General features: G+C 55.6%; 14 protein-coding genes and 3 pseudogenes. 5 read left to right on the top strand and 12 right to left on the bottom strand.

All coding sequences use genetic code 11. The features are described 5' to 3' along the window. Positions 1-55: 55 nt before the first annotated feature. A pseudogene (locus AXG89_RS33025) lies at positions 56-666 on the top strand (IS6 family transposase); the annotation flags it as partial. Positions 667-691: 25 nt separating this feature from the next. Here AXG89_RS33025 and AXG89_RS33020 read toward each other — a convergent pair. The 4 genes and pseudogenes from AXG89_RS33020 to AXG89_RS33005 all read right to left on the bottom strand — a co-directional run bounded on the left by AXG89_RS33020 (position 692) and on the right by AXG89_RS33005 (position 3397). Then, a complete protein-coding gene (locus AXG89_RS33020) occupies positions 692-1741 on the bottom strand; it encodes an IS630 family transposase (protein ID WP_062174816.1) in 1050 nt (349 codons plus the stop codon). A 286-nt stretch (positions 1742-2027) separates the two neighbouring features. Continuing rightward, a pseudogene (locus AXG89_RS33015) lies at positions 2028-2444 on the bottom strand (IS6 family transposase); the annotation flags it as partial. 330 nt (positions 2445-2774) lie between these two features. After that, positions 2775-3191, bottom strand: coding sequence for a helix-turn-helix domain-containing protein (locus AXG89_RS33010; protein WP_062174815.1), 417 nt, complete (start codon positions 3189-3191; stop codon positions 2775-2777). Then, positions 3191-3397, bottom strand: coding sequence for a type II toxin-antitoxin system HigB family toxin (locus AXG89_RS33005; protein ID WP_335671997.1), 207 nt, complete (start codon positions 3395-3397; stop codon positions 3191-3193). The genes AXG89_RS33010 and AXG89_RS33005 overlap by 1 nt, the downstream gene beginning before the upstream one ends. A 540-nt stretch (positions 3398-3937) precedes the next feature. Between AXG89_RS33005 and AXG89_RS32995 the strand changes: the two genes are divergently transcribed. Next, positions 3938-4960 carry an IS30 family transposase gene (locus AXG89_RS32995; protein ID WP_062174813.1) on the top strand — a complete coding sequence of 341 codons (1023 nt, stop codon included), beginning with the start codon at positions 3938-3940 and terminating at the stop codon, positions 4958-4960. Between the two features lie 614 nt (positions 4961-5574). Here the strand turns inward: AXG89_RS32995 and AXG89_RS32985 are convergent. The 3 genes from AXG89_RS32985 to AXG89_RS32975 form a co-directional block, all read right to left on the bottom strand. Then, positions 5575-6801 carry a porin gene (locus AXG89_RS32985; protein ID WP_062174812.1) on the bottom strand — a complete coding sequence of 409 codons (1227 nt, stop codon included), beginning with the start codon at positions 6799-6801 and terminating at the stop codon, positions 5575-5577. A 90-nt stretch (positions 6802-6891) separates the two neighbouring features. Further along, the gene (locus tag AXG89_RS32980; RefSeq protein WP_062174811.1) at positions 6892-8223 is read right to left on the bottom strand and encodes an MFS transporter; all 1332 of its coding nucleotides are present in this window, start codon (positions 8221-8223) and stop codon (positions 6892-6894) included. A gap of 52 nt (positions 8224-8275) precedes the next feature. Then, positions 8276-9337 carry a lactonase family protein gene (locus tag AXG89_RS32975; protein ID WP_062172720.1) on the bottom strand — a complete coding sequence of 354 codons (1062 nt, stop codon included), beginning with the start codon at positions 9335-9337 and terminating at the stop codon, positions 8276-8278. A 254-nt stretch (positions 9338-9591) separates the two neighbouring features. Here AXG89_RS32975 and acnA point away from each other — a divergent pair, with 254 nt between their 5' ends. From acnA to AXG89_RS32960, 3 genes are read left to right on the top strand one after another with little or no spacing between them, the layout of a single operon-like run. Continuing rightward, positions 9592-12222, top strand: a complete 2631-nt coding sequence (acnA, locus tag AXG89_RS32970; protein WP_062172718.1) for an aconitate hydratase AcnA — start codon at positions 9592-9594, stop codon at positions 12220-12222. 50 nt (positions 12223-12272) lie between these two features. Continuing rightward, positions 12273-13205, top strand: coding sequence for a GntR family transcriptional regulator (locus AXG89_RS32965; protein ID WP_062174810.1), 933 nt, complete (start codon positions 12273-12275; stop codon positions 13203-13205). Beyond that, complete coding sequence (locus AXG89_RS32960; RefSeq protein WP_062174809.1) at positions 13202-13939, top strand: ABC transporter substrate-binding protein; 738 nt, start codon at positions 13202-13204, stop codon at positions 13937-13939. The genes AXG89_RS32965 and AXG89_RS32960 overlap by 4 nt, the downstream gene beginning before the upstream one ends. A 956-nt stretch (positions 13940-14895) precedes the next feature. On the opposite strand, the gene AXG89_RS32955 is transcribed toward AXG89_RS32960, so the two are convergent. The 5 genes and pseudogenes from AXG89_RS32955 to AXG89_RS32930 all read right to left on the bottom strand — a co-directional run. Continuing rightward, entirely contained in the window at positions 14896-15855 is a 960-nt protein-coding gene (locus AXG89_RS32955) for an IS5 family transposase (protein WP_062174808.1), read from the bottom strand. A gap of 79 nt (positions 15856-15934) precedes the next feature. Continuing rightward, a complete protein-coding gene (locus AXG89_RS32950; RefSeq protein WP_062174807.1) occupies positions 15935-16951 on the bottom strand; it encodes an IS110 family transposase in 1017 nt (338 codons plus the stop codon). 815 nt (positions 16952-17766) lie between these two features. Then, positions 17767-18744 carry an ATP-binding protein gene (locus tag AXG89_RS32940; RefSeq protein ID WP_062174805.1) on the bottom strand — a complete coding sequence of 326 codons (978 nt, stop codon included), beginning with the start codon at positions 18742-18744 and terminating at the stop codon, positions 17767-17769. Positions 18745-18921: 177 nt separating this feature from the next. Next, positions 18922-19836, bottom strand: a complete 915-nt coding sequence (locus AXG89_RS32935; RefSeq protein WP_062174804.1) for an IS110 family transposase — start codon at positions 19834-19836, stop codon at positions 18922-18924. Next, positions 19832-20056, bottom strand: a pseudogene (locus tag AXG89_RS32930) (transposase); the annotation flags it as partial. The gene AXG89_RS32935 and the pseudogene AXG89_RS32930, both read right to left, overlap by 5 nt. Positions 20057-20119: the final 63 nt, after the last annotated feature.

The following is a 20119-nucleotide window of genomic DNA, read 5'->3' as shown; positions in this document are numbered from 1 at the left end:
AGGTGTCCTATCTAGGTGAGAGGGAGCATGTTCAGTGGCGTTGTCAGTTTGTCGCGTGATCGTGTCATACGAGACGATCCGATGCAGGAGTGACAAATTTGGTAAAGGCTTTGCTCATCGAGTAATAGCGGTGCGACGCAAGCCGGGTAGTATGTGGCACCTTGACGAGATGTTCGTCACCTTGCGAGGTGAACCGTATCTGTTGTGGCGTGCGGTAGACGAACATGGCGCCGAACTCGACATCCTGGTGCAGAAGCGGCGTGATAAAGCCGCCGCCAAACGCTTCTTCAAGCGCGTGCTGCGCTCAAGCCCCGTGCCACGCAAGATCGTCACGGATCAGTTACGCAGCTACCGGCCGACAGAGCCGAGATCCCGGAGCTTGCGAGCGTGAAGCATGTATTCGTCAAAGCGGCTGCCCGGCTTAATAACCGAGCCGAAAACAGCAATCAACCTACACGCGAACGCGAACGCGAGCGTCGCATGCGCGGCTTTAGCAACCTGAAACGCACGCAGCAGTATCTCTCGTGCTTTGGTCCGATTCGTCAACACTTCGCGCTCGCGCGGCATCTGCTAAGCGCTTCACTGTATCGCAAACAGCTCGCCGCTCCGTTCGTCGCTTCGCGTGAATTCGCCGAAATCACCCAAAATCCGTCGAGCGCTTTCTGACCAATCGTCACACTAGTCCACTGCGTCATTGACTTGGCACCGGGCAAATTCGACGGGAAGGATCGTCATATTTCCATTTGATTGGTTTCGGATTTTGATTGTGCTCGCGGATATATCGCATCAGTTTGCGATCCAGATCCTTCACCGAAGTGAAGACGCCGCCGATCACATCAGGCTGAATGCGTGAGAACCAGTTTTCCACCTGGTTTAGCCACGAAGAATAAGTCGGCGTGAAGTGCAAGCGCACGTTGCGATGCGCGGTGAGAAATTCGACCACCCGCTGCGTCTTCTGGCTGCTCACGTTATCGCAAATGACGTGGATTTCCCGACGTTTGGGCTGGCTGGCGACGACGTCAGTCAGAAAGGCCACAAACTGCTCGCTGGTGTGGCGCGACGCCGTCTTGCCCAGCACCTCGCCGGTCGCCGTATTGAACGCCGCGAACAGGCTGAGTGTCCCGTTGCGTTTGTATTCGAAGCCATGGCTCTCGGCGCGTCCCGGCGACAGCGGCAGCATCCGGTCCTTACGCTCAAGTGCCTGGATCGCGGTCTTCTCATCCACGCAGAACACCGCCGCGTGCGCCGGCGGGTTCAAATACAGCCCGATCACGTCGGCCGCCTTGGTCTCGAAGTCCGGGTCGTTGGAGACCATGTGTCGTTCCAAACGCTGCGGCTTGATGCCGTGTTTGCGCCAGATGCGCTGCACGGCCGAGACCGACACGTCGCCCAGTTCTGCTGCGAGCTTGTAGCTGCTCCAGTGTGTCGAACCGTCGGATGGTTTGTGCTTGAGGGTGCGGCTGAGTACCCGCGCTTCCAACTTGGCAGGCGGCTGCACAGGAGCGCGCCCGGGGTGGCGAGCGTACATGCCGGCCAGTCGCTCGTTGAGGAAGCGCCCCGACCAACGTGCGATGAAACGTGAGTCGCAGCCCAGTGCGCTCATGATCCCGTCGCGCGATTCACCGTCCTCGAGCATCAAGATCAATTTTGCACGTCGCACGTCCGCCGCGCGCACCGTTCGGCTGCGTGCCGCTGAAAGTAATTGCGCACGTTCGGTATCAGTCAGATTCATTTTTCCCATGCCCTACATCTGAACATAGACGGGGTGCCAACTCAACGACGCAGTGGACTAGCTTTAGGGATCCATACGCGCAGCAAGGGCTGAGGCCGATAAGTCTTGGCCTTTAACTCTTGCTGCAATCTCTCCAGCCAGTCGTTTCGTCCATGTTCTTCGATAGGTTCTGTCGCAGTAAGGAAATTCGGAAGAATCAGGACGGAACGGAGAGGATTGCTTATTTCGCAAGATCATAGAACTGCTCGGCGACTGAACGATGGCGTCCACCGTCACTCTTCACCTGTCCTTTCGCTATCATGTCCGGTACGCCGTTTCCAGCGATCGCCTTTTCAAAATAGCGCCGAGCGGCAGCCTTGTCCCGCTTGGCGCGGAACAGGAGGTCAACTGTGTCGCCGGCTTTGTCGACGGCCCGGTACAAGTACTTCTATTCGCCCTTGACCTTGATGTAGGTCTCGTCCATTCGCCAACTCCTGCCAACCTTTTGCTTGCGCGGCCCGAACGCTTTCCCGAGCGCAGGCAGCAGCTTGATAGCCCACCGGTGCACCGTCGAATGGTCGACCGATACTGCCCGCTCGGACATCATTTCTTCCAGATGACGCAGACTCAACGGGTAGGCGACGTACCAACGCACGCAAGTCAACATTATGTCCAGCGGATAGTGCAGCCGTTTGAGCGCCTTGCTCACGGCGGTATTCGGGGTCTTAATCATTCGTTACATCGTTCGTCTCGGGGCCGACCACCATAGCAGATCGGCTTAATGCGACAGAGCCCTACGAATAAGTCGAATCAAACGCCTGGACGATTACCCTTTTAGTTTCGATAGCCCTTACAAAAAAATAGCGTATCTCTGGGAAAACAGGGTGTTTTTCTTTGCAGCTCTGGCGTCGTGGTCAACTCGAGAATTGCCGAATTGCGCATCCGTCTCCCGCAGCGCGCTGCCAGATGAGTTTTCCTTCATCCTGTATCGTGAAATACGCATCGGCCTGCGCGGTGCCAAGCTCGTACGGGATGCCAAGCGTGGACTCCTGTAGACGGCAGATCACAGGAAAATGTCTGCGTGAACATGGAAGCGCTTCGCGAGTCGCTTGGCTACGTCCTTACTGATTACGCGCTTGCCACTCAGGATCTCCGAGATACGGTTTTGCGGTGCGCAGTCGTCGAGGTCGGCTTGCGTCAGGTTCTGCTGTTCCATGAGGAATCGCAGCACTTCGCGCGGCGCCGCGTCGGGAATCTCAACGTGTTCGTCTTCATACGCTTTCACCTGAGTGGCGATCAGGTCGAGTACTTCGGCGAGCGGATGCGCCTCGTCGTCGCCGACTTCGTTAAGCAGCTCGTCGATGCACGCGATGGCCTTATCGTAATCGGCCGCAGTGCGCACGGCCGTGGCACTGCCGATCAGTTCCTTGAATGGCAGCCACGCCTTCAGGATGGCGCTTGGTTCTGCAATGGCGTTCATCACTTTTTCTCCTTCCATTTGTCTGTGTCGTATTCGGCATGCGTCAACACGTTTCGAACAAATACCTTGTGCGTGTTGTAGTGAATCGCGGCGATCAGTCGATACTTGTTCCCGCCGATGTCAAAGACCGTATGCGGCTTCACGTAGTCCGCCGCGCCGAAGGTCGTCTTCAGGTCGTTAAGATCCTTAAAATTCTTGTCCTGCATGACCCTGAGCCAAGCCCGTAGCGGCGGCTCAGCGGCCGGGTGCTTCGTCCAGAAAGCTATGAGCGGTGGTTTGGAAATTATGTGCATGACAGTACTATATCCCACTTTGGGATGTCTTCAAGCAGATTGAAGCACTTCTTCCAGCATGAGACCGTCGCTCGTGGCATCCCTCCCGCCCGCTGAAAATCTGACGTGGCGCTAGATCAGGGCTGTGGCGGGACTGGGCGACCCCTGGAGGGGCCGCCTATGGTCATCTGGACGGCGGCGCTTAGGTGGTTCGCGTCGGGCGACTGTGCTGCCGCGCGCTTTATCATGGTTTTTCGATGCCTTCGTCGGGAAAACCGCCAAATGTGCTATGCGGATCCAATCATCGAGACTACCGCAAATACGTCAGGATCTTCGGTGCTGACATGAGCATCCGGGATCTCGCGCAACTCTGCGCGGAGCGCGTCGAAGGCAGCGGCGCCAAGATTCCCAAGGGCATGGACGCAGGGCGGGCTCAAAACTGAAGCGCAACACCAAAGCGTATAAGGTGTTGTAATGCACAAAGCGAATCAGTACGAGCAGTTGCAAGCCGAGGAACGTCTAGAGATCGCGAGCCTGCGTCAACGGGGCTCGAGTATCCGGGCCATGGCCCGCATACTCGGACGCTCAGCCTCTACCCTCAGCCGTGAACTGAGGCGCAATAGCTCTGTGCTCGGTTATGTCCCAGCGGCGGCGCACGCGCTCAGTTCGGCCCGACGAGCGGACACGGTCACCACGCCCAAGCTTGGGCCTCACAGCGCCTGCTGGAGGGTCGTCCTCACGCTGCTCGAGTGGCGTTGGTCACCTCAGCAAATCTCTGGAGTTCTCAAGCGTATGTTTCCGACCGATCCAACTTTGCAGGTCTCGCACGAAACGATTTACACGACCATCTACGCTCACCCAGGCGGAGAATTACGGCGCCAACTCATTGCTTGTTTGCGTCGTGCTCACCGCGCCCGTATGTCGCGCACGCGGCGTAATGATCGCCGCTGGCAAATTCCCAATATGGTCAGCATTCACGTGCGCCCACCTGAAGTCGAGGATCGCGTGATGCCCGGGCACTGGGAGGGCGACTTCATCAAAGGCGAAGGCAATCGCTCCTCAGTTGGCGTGTTGGTGGAGAGAACAAGCCGTCTGGTACTGCTGGCCAAGATGCACGATGCCACAGCCGAATCTGCACTGGCCGGCTTCTCGGCCAAGCTCAACTCGATTCCCGAACACTTGCGTCAAAGCTTCACTTACGACCAGGGGCGTGAACTCTCACGACATCAAGAACTTGCCGCTCAAACTGGCGTGAACGTCTATTTTTGCGATCCACATAGCCCGTGGCAGCGCGGAACTTGTGAAAATACCAATGGCCTGTTGCGCGAGTATTTGCCCAAAGGCACCGATCTTTCCGTGCATAGTCAGGCAGACCTCGACATCATTGCCGACAGCTTGAACAACCGACCTCGTGCCACACATGCGTTTCATTCTCCCTTCGAGGTATTCGCCGCGACGCTACAAGCAGCGGATCTAGCAACGTCATCTAAACATTAACCTAGCTGTTGCACTTCGACTTGAGACCGCCCAGCCTTTACCAATCCGAATACCGAGGAAGGCTGATAAAGGCGTTGATCGACCATTACAACGCCGCCCCTGTGACGAAGCTCGAACAGGAAGTGTTCGAACAGCGCGCACGGCTGGCGTGGCGTGGAGCGCACACTTCAAACCATAGTGACCAAAGCGGCCACCGACAGTAAGCGGAACGCGACCGACAAGATCGACGCCAGGCTGTGCCGACTCGATAACATTGGGCGTGGGGATCTGAAAGAACGTGATTGGCACATTTTCCCCGGTCAAATTGCCTACCCACGTCTCTCGATTCGAACGCCGTTACTTGGGCTCGCATCGCTGCGGGCTGGCGAATCCACGTGAACGAGGAGAGGAACGGGTTACTCAGCTTACATAAATAACATTATAACTTCGGCATCCTAACGATAACTGCGGCGCTGCGGTCTCAATGTTCTGAGAAGTTTACCCTGAAGCTTCGATTGTTCGCTTGCAGAACGGCGACGGCAAGCTCCATGTTCGCCCAAAGCCGTCACAGCGCTGTGAAATTCTTACGTTTTTTTCGCGCGAGCGACGAAAACGTCGAGGAGCAACGACCCGCATCAGAATTTATGACGGATGCCAATACGAAGCGATACTTGCTTGTCAGTGGCTGAGGGAGTAAGCCCGGTGATCTGTGCGACTGCAGGCTGCCCAAGTGAATCGGTACCGGTCGCTTTCTCGAACACCGCTACGGTGTAAAGGTCGGTTCGCTTGGAAAGGAAATAATCGACGCCGGCACTGAACAATTGATACGTTGAACTGTCCCGGCCTCCGGCTCCGCCTCCACGGGTGTAGTCGTAGGCGGTCCCAACGACGAGCGCAGGCGTAAACTGATACTTGGCGTTAATCTCGGCGTTGTTAAAGCTGGCGGTGCCTTTATAGCGGAGCGTGTTCGGACCCGACGGCGAACCAAGATTCTCGAAGCGGGTATTGGAATATGCAAGATTGACGTTCAGGTCTCCGAGCGTAACTCCGGTGGCGGCACCTACGATCTCGAGGTGGTTGGCCGATGCGTAGCCTGCAAAAACGGGATTGCTTTCAGGGCCCGTTACCGATCCGAAGCTTCCAAGATTGTTGGTCGTAGCGGGGCCGGCATTCGGATTCGCACCGAAGAACGAGGTGTTCGGGTTACGTATATTGAGGTACCCCGCACCAACCGAGAATGGACCGTTGACATAGCCAGCGCCTCCGCCCCAAATCCAGTTATTCGAGAACGACCCGGCCGTTCCGCCAAGATTCATCATCGCCTCGAACGTTAGCCCGCTATACGTAGCGCTCTTGTATTTGATTGCGTTGTTGATTCGGCGGCTATTCAGGCCGTTATCAATATCGCTCGGGTGCGACGCCATGTAGCCGCCCCACTGTGGCGCGGCAAGATACGGCCCAAAGAAATCGACCACAGGATCGTACTGCCGACCGAGGGTGACGGTGCCATAGGGAGTCGATAAACCGACAAATGCCTGACGGCCGAACTCCGCTCCCCCTTGGTTCAACGTTCCGTTGTTGCTGTAAAACCCATTCTCGAGCAGAAATATCGCCTTCATACCTCCGCCCAAATCCTCGACGCCTTTCAAACCCCATCGGCTACCCTGCAATCCTGCTGAGCCGCCTTCAATCATTGCAAATTGCTTGGATCCTTTCAGCCCAGATGCGGTTCTCGATGTTTGCACATTGTTCGTATAGTTGACTCCGCTATCGATGACCCCATAAAGCGTCACGTTGTTTTGCGCTGAGGCGCAGTTTGCAGTAAATATAAGTACTACTGATGAAATAAAGGTTTTTTTCATTGATGGATCTCCATCCAAACTGAGATGTTATAAAGTGTTTGTTGATCTTTGGAATGCGTTTTAACGCATGACTGTCAATGGTTTCAGGGTTCAAGCATTCTTGCTTGATGGGACAGCCTCTACCTCGGAAACCTCCGACACATGTTCCTTAATCCGAATGAGGATGGTCATAAGGAAAGACACGACCAGAAGCCCGGAAAGAAACAGCAGGCCTGTAGTCGAGCTTCCGCCCTGTCCTTTAATGTAGCCAATAGCGAATGGTCCGACGAACCCACCTAAATTTCCGATTGAGTTGATCACTGCGATAGACACTGCGGCGCTCGAGCGCGAGAGAAACAAGGTGGGCAATGCCCAGAACGGGGATTTGAATGCATACAAGCCAGCGAGGCTCAAGCTGATCATCGAAATGGAAACATACGGGTTCGTGGTTATCCCGGCGCCAAACAATGCTGCTGCTGCGACGGCCAACGGAATCGCCGAATGCAGCCGGCGTTCGCTGCGCCGGTCGGAGCTACGCGACCACAGCACCATGACGCCTGTTGCAAATATGTAGGGGATCATCGCGATCAGCCCGATTTCGGTATGGCTGATCTTTGTTGAAAAACCCTTGATGATCTGCGGCATCCAGTAACCGACGCCCAGGCTCCCGCACTGGTAGACAAAGTAAATGAAGGACAGGTAGAGGACTTTCGGACTGGCGAGCACCTTAAATGTGCCGATGTGTTTTACGTTCGGGCGCGATTTTTTGTCCTTTTCGAGTTCTGCAAGCAGCCAGTCACGTTCCTCAGGCTCCAACCATTTGGCATCCTTGGGGCGATCGGCCAGATAGAGGAAGCACATGATGCCACCAAGCAGCGCAGGCACACCTTCGAGAACGAGCATCCATCGCCATCCACTCCACTGCAGCCAATGGACGTTATCCATGATCCACGTGCTAAGCGGCGCGCCAATGATGTACGAAACCGGGATGGCGGCCGTGAACAGGGCAACGGTCGTCGCTAATTCTTTGGCACGAAACCAGTACGTCAGGTAGACGATGATGCCTGGGAAAAAGCCGGCTTCCGAAACCCCGAGCAGAAACCGCAAGATATAAAGCTGAGTAGCGTTTTGGACAAACGCAGAGACGATCGCGACAGCTCCCCATGTCAGCAGAATACGTGCGATCCAGACGCGCGCACCGTACTTGTTGAGCATCACATTGCTGGGCACTTCAAAGAGGAAATATCCGATGAAGAAGATGCCCGAGACGAAGCCAAACGCTTCACTGCTAAGGGCAAGTTCCTTGTTCATCTGAAGCGCCGCATACCCAATGTTCGCCCGATCCAGATACGAGACGATGTAAAGGATGAAAACGAACGGAATGATGCGCCACGAAATTTTCCTGACGAGCGCTGTTTCGTTTATTGCTGATGGTGCTTGCATATCAGTCTCATCGGCGTCAAGCCGCTCGATGCCCGTAAAGATTCAGAGGTGCTTACGCTTGATGTTGCGAGAAGATCATGCAAACCGGGCTGCCGGTTTGAACGGAAAATCCTGTTGGCTTGATCCGTCCGGACGTGTGGTCCACAGCAAACGCGACGATGTTGTCGCTTTCTTCATTCAAGACGAACATGAACCGGCCGTTTGGCGTCGATGTCATGAACCTAGGCGTACGACCTCGGCTTTGTTCGACTTCAACCAGACTCAAGAAACCGGTGTCCTGATCAACCTTGAACACGGCGACGCTGTCATATCCCCGATTGGACGCATATACGTATTGGCCCGTGCTATCGACTTCGATCTCGGACGCGCGGCTATTGCCCGTGAAGGTGTCTGGCAGCGTCGAAACCGTTTGCAAAGGCTGCAGAGAACCGTTGCTGGGCAAGTACCGGTAGGTAGTGACCGTTGAGTCAAGTTCATTGACGCAGTATGCGAAGCCCGATTTCGAGTGGAACGCAATATGACGAGGCCCTGACGTCTCTCGTGTTGAAACGAACGCTGGTGTGCCTGGCGTGAGTTGTCCGTCCTTGAATCGGTAAGTCAGGATCTGATCCAGCCCCTTGGCCGGCACGATGACAAACTCGCCTGACGGGTCGAACGGGTTGAAATGGGGCTTCGGCACCTTTTGCTCGACCCGGTGCGGACCGAGCGGACCTTCGAGCTTCACGAGTTGCGTTAGCTCTTTAAGCGAGCCATCGTCAGCAATAGGCAACACAGCGAGGCTTGATCCAATATGGTTCGACACGACCACATAACGACCCTTCGGATCGATCGCCAGATGAACCGGGTTCTGGCCTTGTGTGCTTTGCTTGTTGATGAACGCAATTTTCCCAGTCGCTTTGTCCACCGCGTAAGAACTGATGTCACTGAGATCGCCGTGGACAGTGTAGAGGCGCTCGCCGTTGGCGCTCAGTGCCAGAAACGACGGATTGACTTGGTCCTTTAGAAGTTGAACCCGTTCAAGCTTCCCAGACTCCTCATCGACTGAATAGACGCTGATACCGTCACCTCGGGCATTGCGTTCGCGAGTGGTACGGCAGCCAACATAAGCAAACATACGATTTCCTTTCGAATTCGAGGGGCGGTTTGCCCGGTTAGCTGCTGCAAAGGCCGTGGGAAACGTGGACCAAATTGTCGCCAGGGCACTTATCGACGCGGCGCTCTGAAGAAGACGACGGCGTCTCATGTTCGCTACGGTCGAACCAACAGCAGTCAATTGATCTTTTAGATCCACGGTCTCGTCTCCACAATTTTTCTTCTGGGGTTTTCACTAGATTGCATTTTTACTCGTGAAAGTGCAAAAATACAGTTATGGAAAACACTTACTCCCCCCCACAAGCGAGCCTGCGGTCCGGCGATGAAGCTTTTCGGTTCATCGATCTTCCGGGAATGTTCGGCACTAAGTTCACGCGGTTGCCGGTTGTATTGCGCCTGTTACTGGAAAACGCGATCCGCAATACGGACGGCGAAGAGCGCCGGCTCGCGGTCGACGGGATCTTCGGTTGGCTCGAGCGCGGCACGAGCGAGGTCGAAATCGCATTCCAGCCCAATCGCGTGTTGATGCACGACACGACGAGCACGCCTGCGCTGGTCGATGTCGCGGCCATGCGCGACGCGCTCGCCGAAGCGGGTGCTGATCCGAACGCCCTCAATCCGGTACTACCCGTGGATTCGTCGGTTGATCACTCATTGGCGGTTGAATATTTCGCCCGACCCGATGCTGCGCCGATGAACCTGTCACTCGAGCTTCGGCGTAATAACGAGCGGTATCGATTTCTTTGCTGGGCATCGAAAGCGTTGACCGGAGTGCGGATTCATCCGCCGGGAACGGGGATCATGCACACCATCAATCTTGAGCAGCTGGCAACGGTTGTCTCGGTCGTAGAACGTGACAATGAGCGCTGGGCGGTACCAGACACCTTGATCGGCACCGACAGCCACACGCCAATGATCAACGGCATCGGCGTACTTGGATGGGGCGTTGGAGGTCTGGAAGCGCAGACGGTGATGTTTGGCATGCCCGTGATGCAGCGAATTCCTGATGTCATTGGCGTTCGCTTGACGGGCGCTTTCCGACCCGGGACGCTCGCAACCGACCTGGCGTTGACGGTGACGCAGCGCCTTCGCCAAATCGGTGTATCTGGCGAGTTCGTGGAGTTCTTTGGTCCTGGCGTTGCGACGTTGACTGCTGGCGACCGGTCTGTTGTCGCGAATATGGCCCCGGAATATGGTGCGTCCACGGGCTTTTTTCCGGTTGATGAATCCACGCTCGAGTACCTTCGAACAACTAATCGAACTTCGAGCGCGATCGCACTGGTCGGAGAATTTTCGAAGCGACTGGGTGTGTGGTTTGACCCGTCCGCGGAGCCAACCTACACGCGAAGTATCAACATCGATCTGAGCGAGATCGGCATGCATATCGCCGGCCCACGCCGTCCGCAGGATTTGCTGGACTATTCAGAAACCTCGGCGGCGCTTGCAACTTTTGCTTTTAAACCAAGCACCGCCGCGACGTCGATGCCCAAGCACCCGGTGGCGATTGCTGCCATCACCAGTTGCACCAATACGTCTGACCCGGCCTTGCTCATCGCGGCGGGTCTAGTCGCCCGCAAGGCGCGAGAACGAGGGCTAAAGGTCTCGCCATGGATCAAGACCTCACTCGGACCCGGTTCGCCCGCTGCCGCGGCGTATCTCGAGCGTGCTGGTTTGATTGATGACCTGTCGTCGGTAGGGTTCGACATCGTTGGATACGGATGCACGACCTGCATTGGAAATTCCGGTCAGCTCACCCAGCCGATCAAGGAAGCGCTCGCAAGCAAGTCCGTCTATCCCGTCGCCATGTTGTCGGGCAACCGGAATTTTCCGGGCCGGATTCATCCGGATCTGGATCTGGGCTTCATCATGTCACCGCCCCTGGTCATCGCTTTTGCACTAGCTGGTGACGCGGAAGTCGATTTAAGCCAGGACCCGGTGCAAATCACCGCAGACGGTAAGCCCGTTTTCTTGAATGATTTATGGCCAAGCCGCGAGGAAGTTGCAGCGTTGGTGAAGCAGGCTGCGGAGCCGAGTGATTACCCCCGCGCGTTCGCTATCGCCAGTCAGAACCCGCTTTGGCACGAAATGAAAACCCCGGAAAGTGCTCAATTTCCGTGGGATCACGCGTCGACTGCGTTGCGTCGGCCGCCCTTTGCTTCCCTCTCGGAAGGCTCCCAGCTTGGCACCTACATCGCCTACCCGTTGCTCGTGCTGGGCGACGATGTAACAACCGATCACATTTCCCCTGCAAGTGCGATTCCGAAAGATAGCTACGTCGCTGACTTCCTGGTGGAGCGCGGAGACGATCGTAACGACCTCAATGTTTTTGCGTCTCGCCGCGGGAACTGGGAAGTCATGGTGCGTGCCGCCTTTTACAACAAGACGCTTGTCAATCTATTGAAGGCTGACGCCCCGACGGCAAACACGTTGCACGTCCCGACTGGTGAAGTGCTGCCGATCTTCGAAGCTGCCAATCGATACCGCGCCGATGGAGACTCGGTCGTTCTCATCGCCGGCGAGCGATATGGGACGGGATCCTCGCGCGACTGGGCCGCGAAAGGCCAGCGACTGCTCGGCATTCGCGCGGTCTTGGCTGTCAGCTTCGAGCGTATTCACCGGTCGAATCTGATCGGGATGGGCATCCTGCCTCTGCGCCTGCCTGAAGGCATCACGCCCGTTTCGTTGAACGTTCGCCCCGGCGACAAGCTCGAAATCAGCGCATCAGCCGAGACGTTGGCACCTCGTTGCCTAATCGGTGTCAAAATCGTTCGTGTGGATGGGAAAATCGACCAATTTGAAGCAACGGCAGCCGTAGAAACGCAACTTGAAACGGCACTGCTGCGCGCCGGAGGCGTAATCCCATTGATCCTGCAAAAAACACTGGCAGCGCAATCGCTCCCGACCTGACGACCTAGGCGGAGCGTGCGAGCCGAATGAAGGAACAGGCTAGAATCGTCATGATCGACAAATCGATCGCCTCGCAAATCGTCGCGTTTATTCACGCAGAAGGAATGGCTGTCGGCAGTCACTTGCCGGCACAACTAATCGCGGATCGCCTTCGTGTGTCGCGCTCCCCGGTCAACGATGCTCTCGCCTTCTTGCATGAAAAGGGCGTGTTAATTCGCGAGCGGAATCGCGGATTTTTCTTGGCAAAGCCAGTGGAGCAGCCGCTCGACCAGGTCGTCGACCAGCTTGGTTTGGGCGAAGCGGATGTCGTCACGAGCGTTTATTTTCGAATCGCCGACGACAGGCTGAAGGGATTACTGCCAGAGGAAGTCTCAGAGCAGGCGCTCAAAACGCGCTACGGATTAACGAATACCCAACTCAACTCCGTGCTTGGGCGCATCTCGCAAGAAGGCTGGGCCGAGCGCAAACCGGGCTACGGCTGGCAGTTCTCTTCGATGCTGACCACCCCGGATAGCCTCTTGAAATCGTATCGACTGCGGTTGGCGCTCGAGCCGGCTGCGTTGCTAGAACCCGGATATCGGCTTGATCCAAAGGTACTCGAACGGTGCCGAGCGGCCGAGGTACATTTGCTGCAGGGAGGAATTGAAACGGATACCGCTGACCAGCTTCACGACCGAGGGGTACGTTTTCACGAATCGTTGGTGGAAGCGTCGGGCAACTCATTTTTTATTGACACCATCAAGCGCGTAAATCGCGTCAGACGCTTACTCTCCTATCGCTCGATGCAGGACAGACAGCGCTATACCGAGCATTGCAAGCAGCACCTGAACGTTCTTGATCTACTGGAGAAAGAACGCAACGAAGAAGCGTCCGAGGAGCTTCGCGCTCATCTTCGCCACACGCTCGACGCGCTATCCAACATCAGCAACATTCTCAAACCTAGATCGGACGCTAATCCGGTCGCTTCAACACATCGCTCATGACAGTTGACGCTTCGATACTTTCCGCCTTTACGCCGACCGGGCGACTTCGCGCTTCAATCAATCTAGGCAATCCGATATTGGCCAACAAGGATCCCGCCACGGGCAGGCCATTCGGGGTGTCGGTGGATCTTGCGATGGAGTTTGGGAAGCGCCTTGGTGTTTCCGTCGAGTTAGTGGTCTTCGACGCAGCAGGTAAATCGGTCGAAGCTGTTACCAACGAAGAGGCGGATTTTGGCTTCTTTGCGATTGATCCGGTTCGAGGAGCAAGCATTGCTTTCACAGCGCCATATGTGCTGATTGAGGGCTTTTATCTGGTGCGCGACGAGTCGATGATCCGCGAGAATGCCGACGTCGATCGTGCTGAAACTCGTGTGGCTGTCGGCAAAGGAAGCGCATACGATCTGTATCTAACGCGCGAGCTGAAGCAAGCAGAAATCGTTCGGGCGCCAACGTCCCCTACGGTCGTGCAAACCTTCGTTGAACAGAACCTGGAAGTCGCCGCAGGCGTAAAGCAGCAACTCGAAGCCGATGCCGCCAAGACACCCGGCCTACGCTTGCTCAACGAACGCTTTATGGTCATACAGCAGGCGATGGGAACACCGAAGAGCCGGGGAGCGGCCGCCGCAGCGTATTTGGCCGATTTTTTAGAGGAAGTGAAGGTTTCGGGCTTTGTGGAAAGCGCTCTGAAAAAACACCGCATTGCTGGCGCCTCGGTCGCCCCGGTTCGGAGTTGAACAAATAAAAGAGCAGCCGGTTCGGGGCCGGCTCAGCCGTTGGCAACAAATCATTTAACGTTGCTCTTTGAACGAATTTGGGGGTGCCGCGGAATCTTGGACTGGTTTATGCTTTGAGTCCTAGAGGCTCTCGTAAACCAATATGATTTTGTCAACACTACGCGTATAAACCTGTCAATTCGCGTTTTCGGGTTTAATCCCGACGTTTTGCAGCGGGTTTCCCCTAAGATACTATCAGACGAAAGCAAGCGACAGAGCCTCATCTTCGAGGCTTTGCCTGATGATCCAGAGAGTGATCGCCATGCGCCCTACCCTCTGGAAAGGCGTTGGATTTCATATAGAAACGGGGCCTCAGGCCACAAACAATTACCCATCTTGACAAAGCATCTTCGATAGCCCTCGACGGATTTATTAATTACTTCGTCGTGCGAATTACTTTGTAAATTTTGTGCTGGATACGAACATCGCGGGATGCTCGCGGTTGTTTTACGTAGAAATGTGGGATACAGGTTGTCCGAAAATGAAAAACCATCTGTCGTATACCGACTTAATTCTGTCAACAGCGCGCGTATAAAAATGTCTACATGGACGCCCCCCTTTGCGCCAGGTCTTTCAGTGCGTGACGGACAGGATGGGCTGCAGTTCTACATACGGCCTTATTGCAGCCTGCTTCGCTGCGGGCCCCTATGAAATCCGCGGATTCACGCCTCATTCAACTCACGAGCTCAGTGGCTCAGACAAATTTTCAGGCTTGGTGAATCCCAGGTCCGACCTGCTCTGTCATTACACTCAAATACCGCCGCAACTTTGGACACTCCATCCTTTCCTACAGCATCGTGCCTTTAAACTTGGTGTCAGATGGGTCGAACGCTCTTGTGACCTTTCTGATAAGGCTTTTGATGGGCGTTGTTGCAAAAATCGACAGTTCAGGCGGGCGTACACCCGCGATTCGAAATTCATGAAATACGCACGGACTGCGGGCGTGCAAGTGTGACCATATGGTTGATGATGCCAACACGGATGGCGACCTCCGTCGCTTGTGAACCAATGCAGCGCGCCGAAAGACAATTCCCCGTGAGCGTTTTAAACCGGTACATCGTATTTTCGATCAGCGAACGTCGATGGTAGCCACTGTGCTTCTTCCATTCGTCCCGGCCGTCTCGCGCAATTCCGTTGATCGCTTCATTTCGCCAGCTTGCTCCGGGCGTACCCTCAGGCCAAGGCTTCGCCCCCTCGCGTGGCGGAATCGACGGCGTAGCGCTGCGCCCGTCAATCACCTTATGGCACTGCTTTGTATCGTAGGCACCGTCACCGCCTACCGTATCGATAGGTTCATCGGTAGGAATCTGCGCCAACAAACCCGGCAATGCACTTGCGTCGTCGACGTCCTGATGCGTCATCAGCGCCGCGCGTATCTGGCCCGTCTTCACGTCCAGCCCAAGATGGACCTTACGCCAGGTCCGCCGCTTGGAGTAGCCGTGCTTGCGCACCTTCCATTCGCCTTCACCAAAGACCTTCACGCCCGTACTATCGATAACCAGATGAATCGGGTCGCCGCTCGACATCTCGGGCAACGTGACCTGAAGCTCCTGTGAACGGCGGCTTAGCGTCGTATAGTTGGGCACCGGCAGGTCCCCAAATGCGAGTTTGCGAAGACTTTGCACAAAGCCCTGAGCAGCCCGAAGCGTCAAATGATAAACGTGCTTGAGCGTGAGCACGGCCTGAATCACTGGGTCGGAGTAGACCTGCGGCCTGCCGCGCTTGACAGGTCTCGTCTCGCTCCCGCTCGTGAATGCGCTCTCGTCGATCCACATGGTCAAGCTGCCTCGTGCGATCAGCCCTGCGTTGTACTCCGGCCAGTTCCTGACTCGATATACGCCTTTAGGCTCGCGGCTCTTGCGTTTGTCCTTGCGCATCTTCCCGCCAAATATCGAGAATCTACGCAATTCCTCCGCGAGTTAACAGAGGCAGCTCCACGACCGTTGCGCGTAAACGTCACCCCCTGCAGCGATCGCTTTTTGCAACAACGCCCTTTTGATGGGCGAGCACTGCCCATATAATTCGAGCCAATTTGTTTGCCATGGCTACTATGACGACATTTAGTGGACGCCGTAGTTTCATCTGTTCCACCCACGCCCCGGGCTCTTTGACATGATAGATAACGCTTCGAGCGCCATGCACGAGTAATGTTCTGAGATAGGTATCGCCTCGCTTACTTATGCCGAGTAACGCTACCTTGCCTCCGGAGCCGCTCTGCGCGGGAACAAGACCAAGCCACGCCGCGAACTTCCTGCCGGACTTGAACGTTCCTGCGTCGCCCATCGTTGCAACCGCCGCCGTCGCGCTAAGCAATCCGACGCCCGGGATGGCTGCAATCGCCTTGACGGCCTCATTGTTCTTCATCCATTCATTTAAACGCCGTTCAATCTGCGCGACTTGCCGATCGATCTCATCAACCCCGTTCCACTGCTCACGAAGCGTATCGATCAACATCATAGGCAACCGATCTGATAGTCGGGCGAAAACTCCGATTATGCCTTTCTCTGAAGCAGCGCGGCCAGTGCCGATGACTTCGCCGTATTCGGTGAGCAAGCCTCGCAGACTATTGATCTGCATCGTTCGAAATTTGATGAGCTGCTGACGCATCCTATGCAATGCTAGGACAGCTTGTTGAGACTCTGTCTTTATTGCCACAGGCTTGCTTTGCATCTGAGTCGCCATCCATATGGCACGTGCGTCGGCAGCATCGCTTTTGTTTGCAATATTGAACGCTTTCACGAACTTTGCCGGCATTAACTTTACCTGGTGACCCATCTGGACCAGTTGCCGCGCCCAATGTTGTGACCCGCTGCACGACTCCATTCCTATCAGACAAGGCGAGCGGTTAGCAAAATATTCGAGAAAAGCGGCTCGCTTTATCGGTCGATTCACGACCTCGCCCGTCTGAGGATCAACCCAGTGAACTTGCATCACGTTCTTTGCGATATCCACACCAACGACGGTATGTGTCATGACGGATCCCCTTTGATTAACCGGCGAAGCTAATATGATCTACCCTATTTTGCATTTCTGTTGCGGCAGTGCCATTAACGTCAAACACCACGTTAGGTGGGGAGCGTCCATATCATTCAACTCGCGTTGTTCGGGTGTGACGCCGGTTTTGCGCATCGGGTTAACGCGTAACTGCTATCCTGGTTGGGTTTCATAGTTAAGCCCGTTATTCGAGACCCCGAGCAATTCCTCGGCGGTTGATCGCTATTCGCCCTTCCCTGCGAATCGGCCTCGGATTCGAGATTGAAAACGGGCTGCCAAAGCGGGTTCTGCAAAAGCAGCAACGGAACGGCGCTTCGAGAACGAACGCGTTGATCGAGTACGATGTCGCTCGACCACAACTGCGGCAAGATGTTTCCAAAGGAACCTTGTGAACCGGACAAATGCTCTCGCTCGGCCGTTGAAACAACACGCTGTGATAGCCGAGGCCTGAACATAACCGGCAATATCTGAAGCTTGCGCAACACTGCCGATGCTCGGAGCCCGCCAGAAGCGATCGCCGCAAGAGTCGCGTGGAGACGCCCAACGTATCCGAGAGATTTCGAACATCAACGAATGCGCGGCTGGGAAGCACCCCCTCATAGGGATCGACTTTTGCATTCACTTGATTGGCAACAAGATGGCCCGGCAATCGATTGGCAAGGACGAACTTCCATAGTATCGACAGGATAGATTCGTGCGGCCAGATCCACTTTGGATCGAACACGTAGCCAAGCGCCGGAGCGAGCATTTCCTCGTCCAGCGACAGAATCGGGAACCGAGACAATCCCCGCTCATCAGGCCGTCGCGAGTACGTTACCGGTGGCATGGCGAGTTTGAACGTAACCGCAGTGGCGCACGGCGTGAGCCCACATCGTCGAACCCGGGCGGTATTGCGCATCGTCGCGAAGCTCACTCTCTTTAACACCGATTTCCACTGCCCTAACGAAGGATTTCATCGGAATCTCTAAACGACCGGGAAGACAGGCTTTGTTATGCGCTTCCTCGAAGGCATTCCATAAAACATGAGCGTCGTCCATCAGGCGATATCCAGCGTCGAACGCTTGTGGAACGTAGAAACGGGTGAACGTCCAATCGTTGCCTTGAGGATACGTTGTCTCGTCATAGCCCAGCAGGCACGTCGCGACGTCGTCGGCGTTCCTGACACCATAGAACGCCATCTCCTCGACCATCAGGCGCGCCACAATCTGCGTCTTGTTGGCGATCTGAAGGCCCGTCTTTTGCGCGAGCAACTCCTGCTGACCGACTAGGAACGTAAAGAGCTTGATTTGTTGCCGGTCAAGTGCGTCGTGGACGTCGCGAAGCCACTCGTATTCGTTCTCGTTCAGCCGCTGCGCCTCGTCGCAAAAGAGAACAACAACGCCGCTACCGGCTCGTGCAGCCGCTTCGCGGATCTTGGCGCTCAGTCTCATGCGTTTCGACGGGTTCCCGCCCGTGTCCGGCTGCGGGTAACCGACCGCTGAAAGGAGGTTGGAAAAGAACGGTCCTTCGGCGTGGCGCGGCTTGTGCTCGCATTGCGCATGGTACGTCGTCACCTTCGGATAGTTTCGGGCGAACAAGAGCCGCACATACTCGATCGCTCGCGTCTTGCCGATCCGAGACGGGCCGTAGATGAGAGCGCCCGTGATTCGATAGCGAAGGCAACGAGCGACGAGGTCGTAGAGTTCCTGTATGGCGGGCGTTGCGATACGATAGTTACCGGTGGCCAGTGGGTGAATCGAGGGGTCGATTGGCCGTGGAATTTCGATGGACATTGCACACCCCCTTCACTATCTCGTCCTAAAAGACCTGCCCTGTCCCGATGCTGAGCCTGCGTGCGTGAGCAATTGGCGTCGGCAGCGTTTCCCGGTCCACGACCTCTGCAGCCATCGGCGATAACGCCTCATTGGCACCGCTTGCGGAGGATTTCAAGCTAGATACTGTGATTCCCGTCAAGCATTTTGCAGTTTGGGATCAAAGCACTTGCCTGACCTAATAACGCCGAAAGCAACGTGAACGAGCTTGCGCATCATCGCACCGATGATGAGTTTGGCAGGCTTGCCAGAAGCGGCCAGACGTTCGCGAAAGCGCTTTCCCCAGTGAGTCTTGTAAAGCGTTGTCATGGCAGGCATATAAAGCGCTTTACGCAAAAAGGCGTGACCGACTTTTGACATACGAGGCCTGCCTTTGACGCTGCTGCCGGATTCATGCTGTCGCGGATCGAGACCGGCAAAGGCCGCCGCCTGCCGCGCGTTGGCAAAGCGTCCGGGGTGCATACAAAAGGCCAGCAGCACCGCGATAGTGCGCTCGCCCAAACCTGGAATGCTATCAAGTAGCATCTGCTTGCTTTTCATGTCCGCGTCGCCGTCAATTTGATTTTGGATCTTTTTGAGCAACTTCTTGTTTTCGGTATCGAGCCATTCAATATGGCAGACAATGCCTTCTGCAACGACATCGCGCGCCACCTCAAGGCGATTGCTCTCTTGCGTACGCATGGTTTGCAGTGCCTCGAGGCGCAACACCGAGGCCCGCAATGCCTGTTCTGCAGGTGACGGCGCCTGCCACGTTGTTGGACGGCGTTCGAAGCAGAATTCTGCTATCAGTTGAGCATCGCCGCGATCTGTCTTACTGCGCGCCAGGCGGGAGGCGCCGAACGCCTTGATTTGCGCAGGATTGATCACACTCACCGTCATGTCTTTCGCGGTGAGATATTCCGCAACCGCTTCCCAATAAACGCCAGTGGCCTCCATGCAAATATGTGCATCGGAGGCCCCATGCTTGTCGAGCCACCCGAATAACTCATTAAAGCCTTCTAGGTTATTGTCGAATACGGCGGTCTCAAGTCGAAGTGCAACAGCTAGGTTAATGTTTAGATGACGTTGCTAGATCCGCTGCTTGTAGCGTCGCGGCGAATACCTCGAAGGGAGAATGAAACGCATGTGTGGAACGAGGTCGGTTGTTCAAGCTGTCGGCAATGATGTCGAGGTCTGCCTGACTATGCACGGAAAGATAGGTGCCTTTGGGCAAATACTCGCGCAACAGGCCATTGGTATTTTCACAAGTTCCGCGCTGCCACGGGCTATGTGGATGGTAAGTAGGCCCGAGGGGTTTCACCTCAAGCCTCTCGCAGAACCGTACGTGAGACTCTCG

It is taken from the genome of Burkholderia sp. PAMC 26561 (genome assembly GCF_001557535.2).
Taxonomy (GTDB): Bacteria; Pseudomonadota; Gammaproteobacteria; order Burkholderiales; family Burkholderiaceae; genus Caballeronia.
The sequence above is the reverse complement of the archived record's forward strand: the minus strand, read 5'-3'. Positions and strand labels throughout refer to the sequence as shown.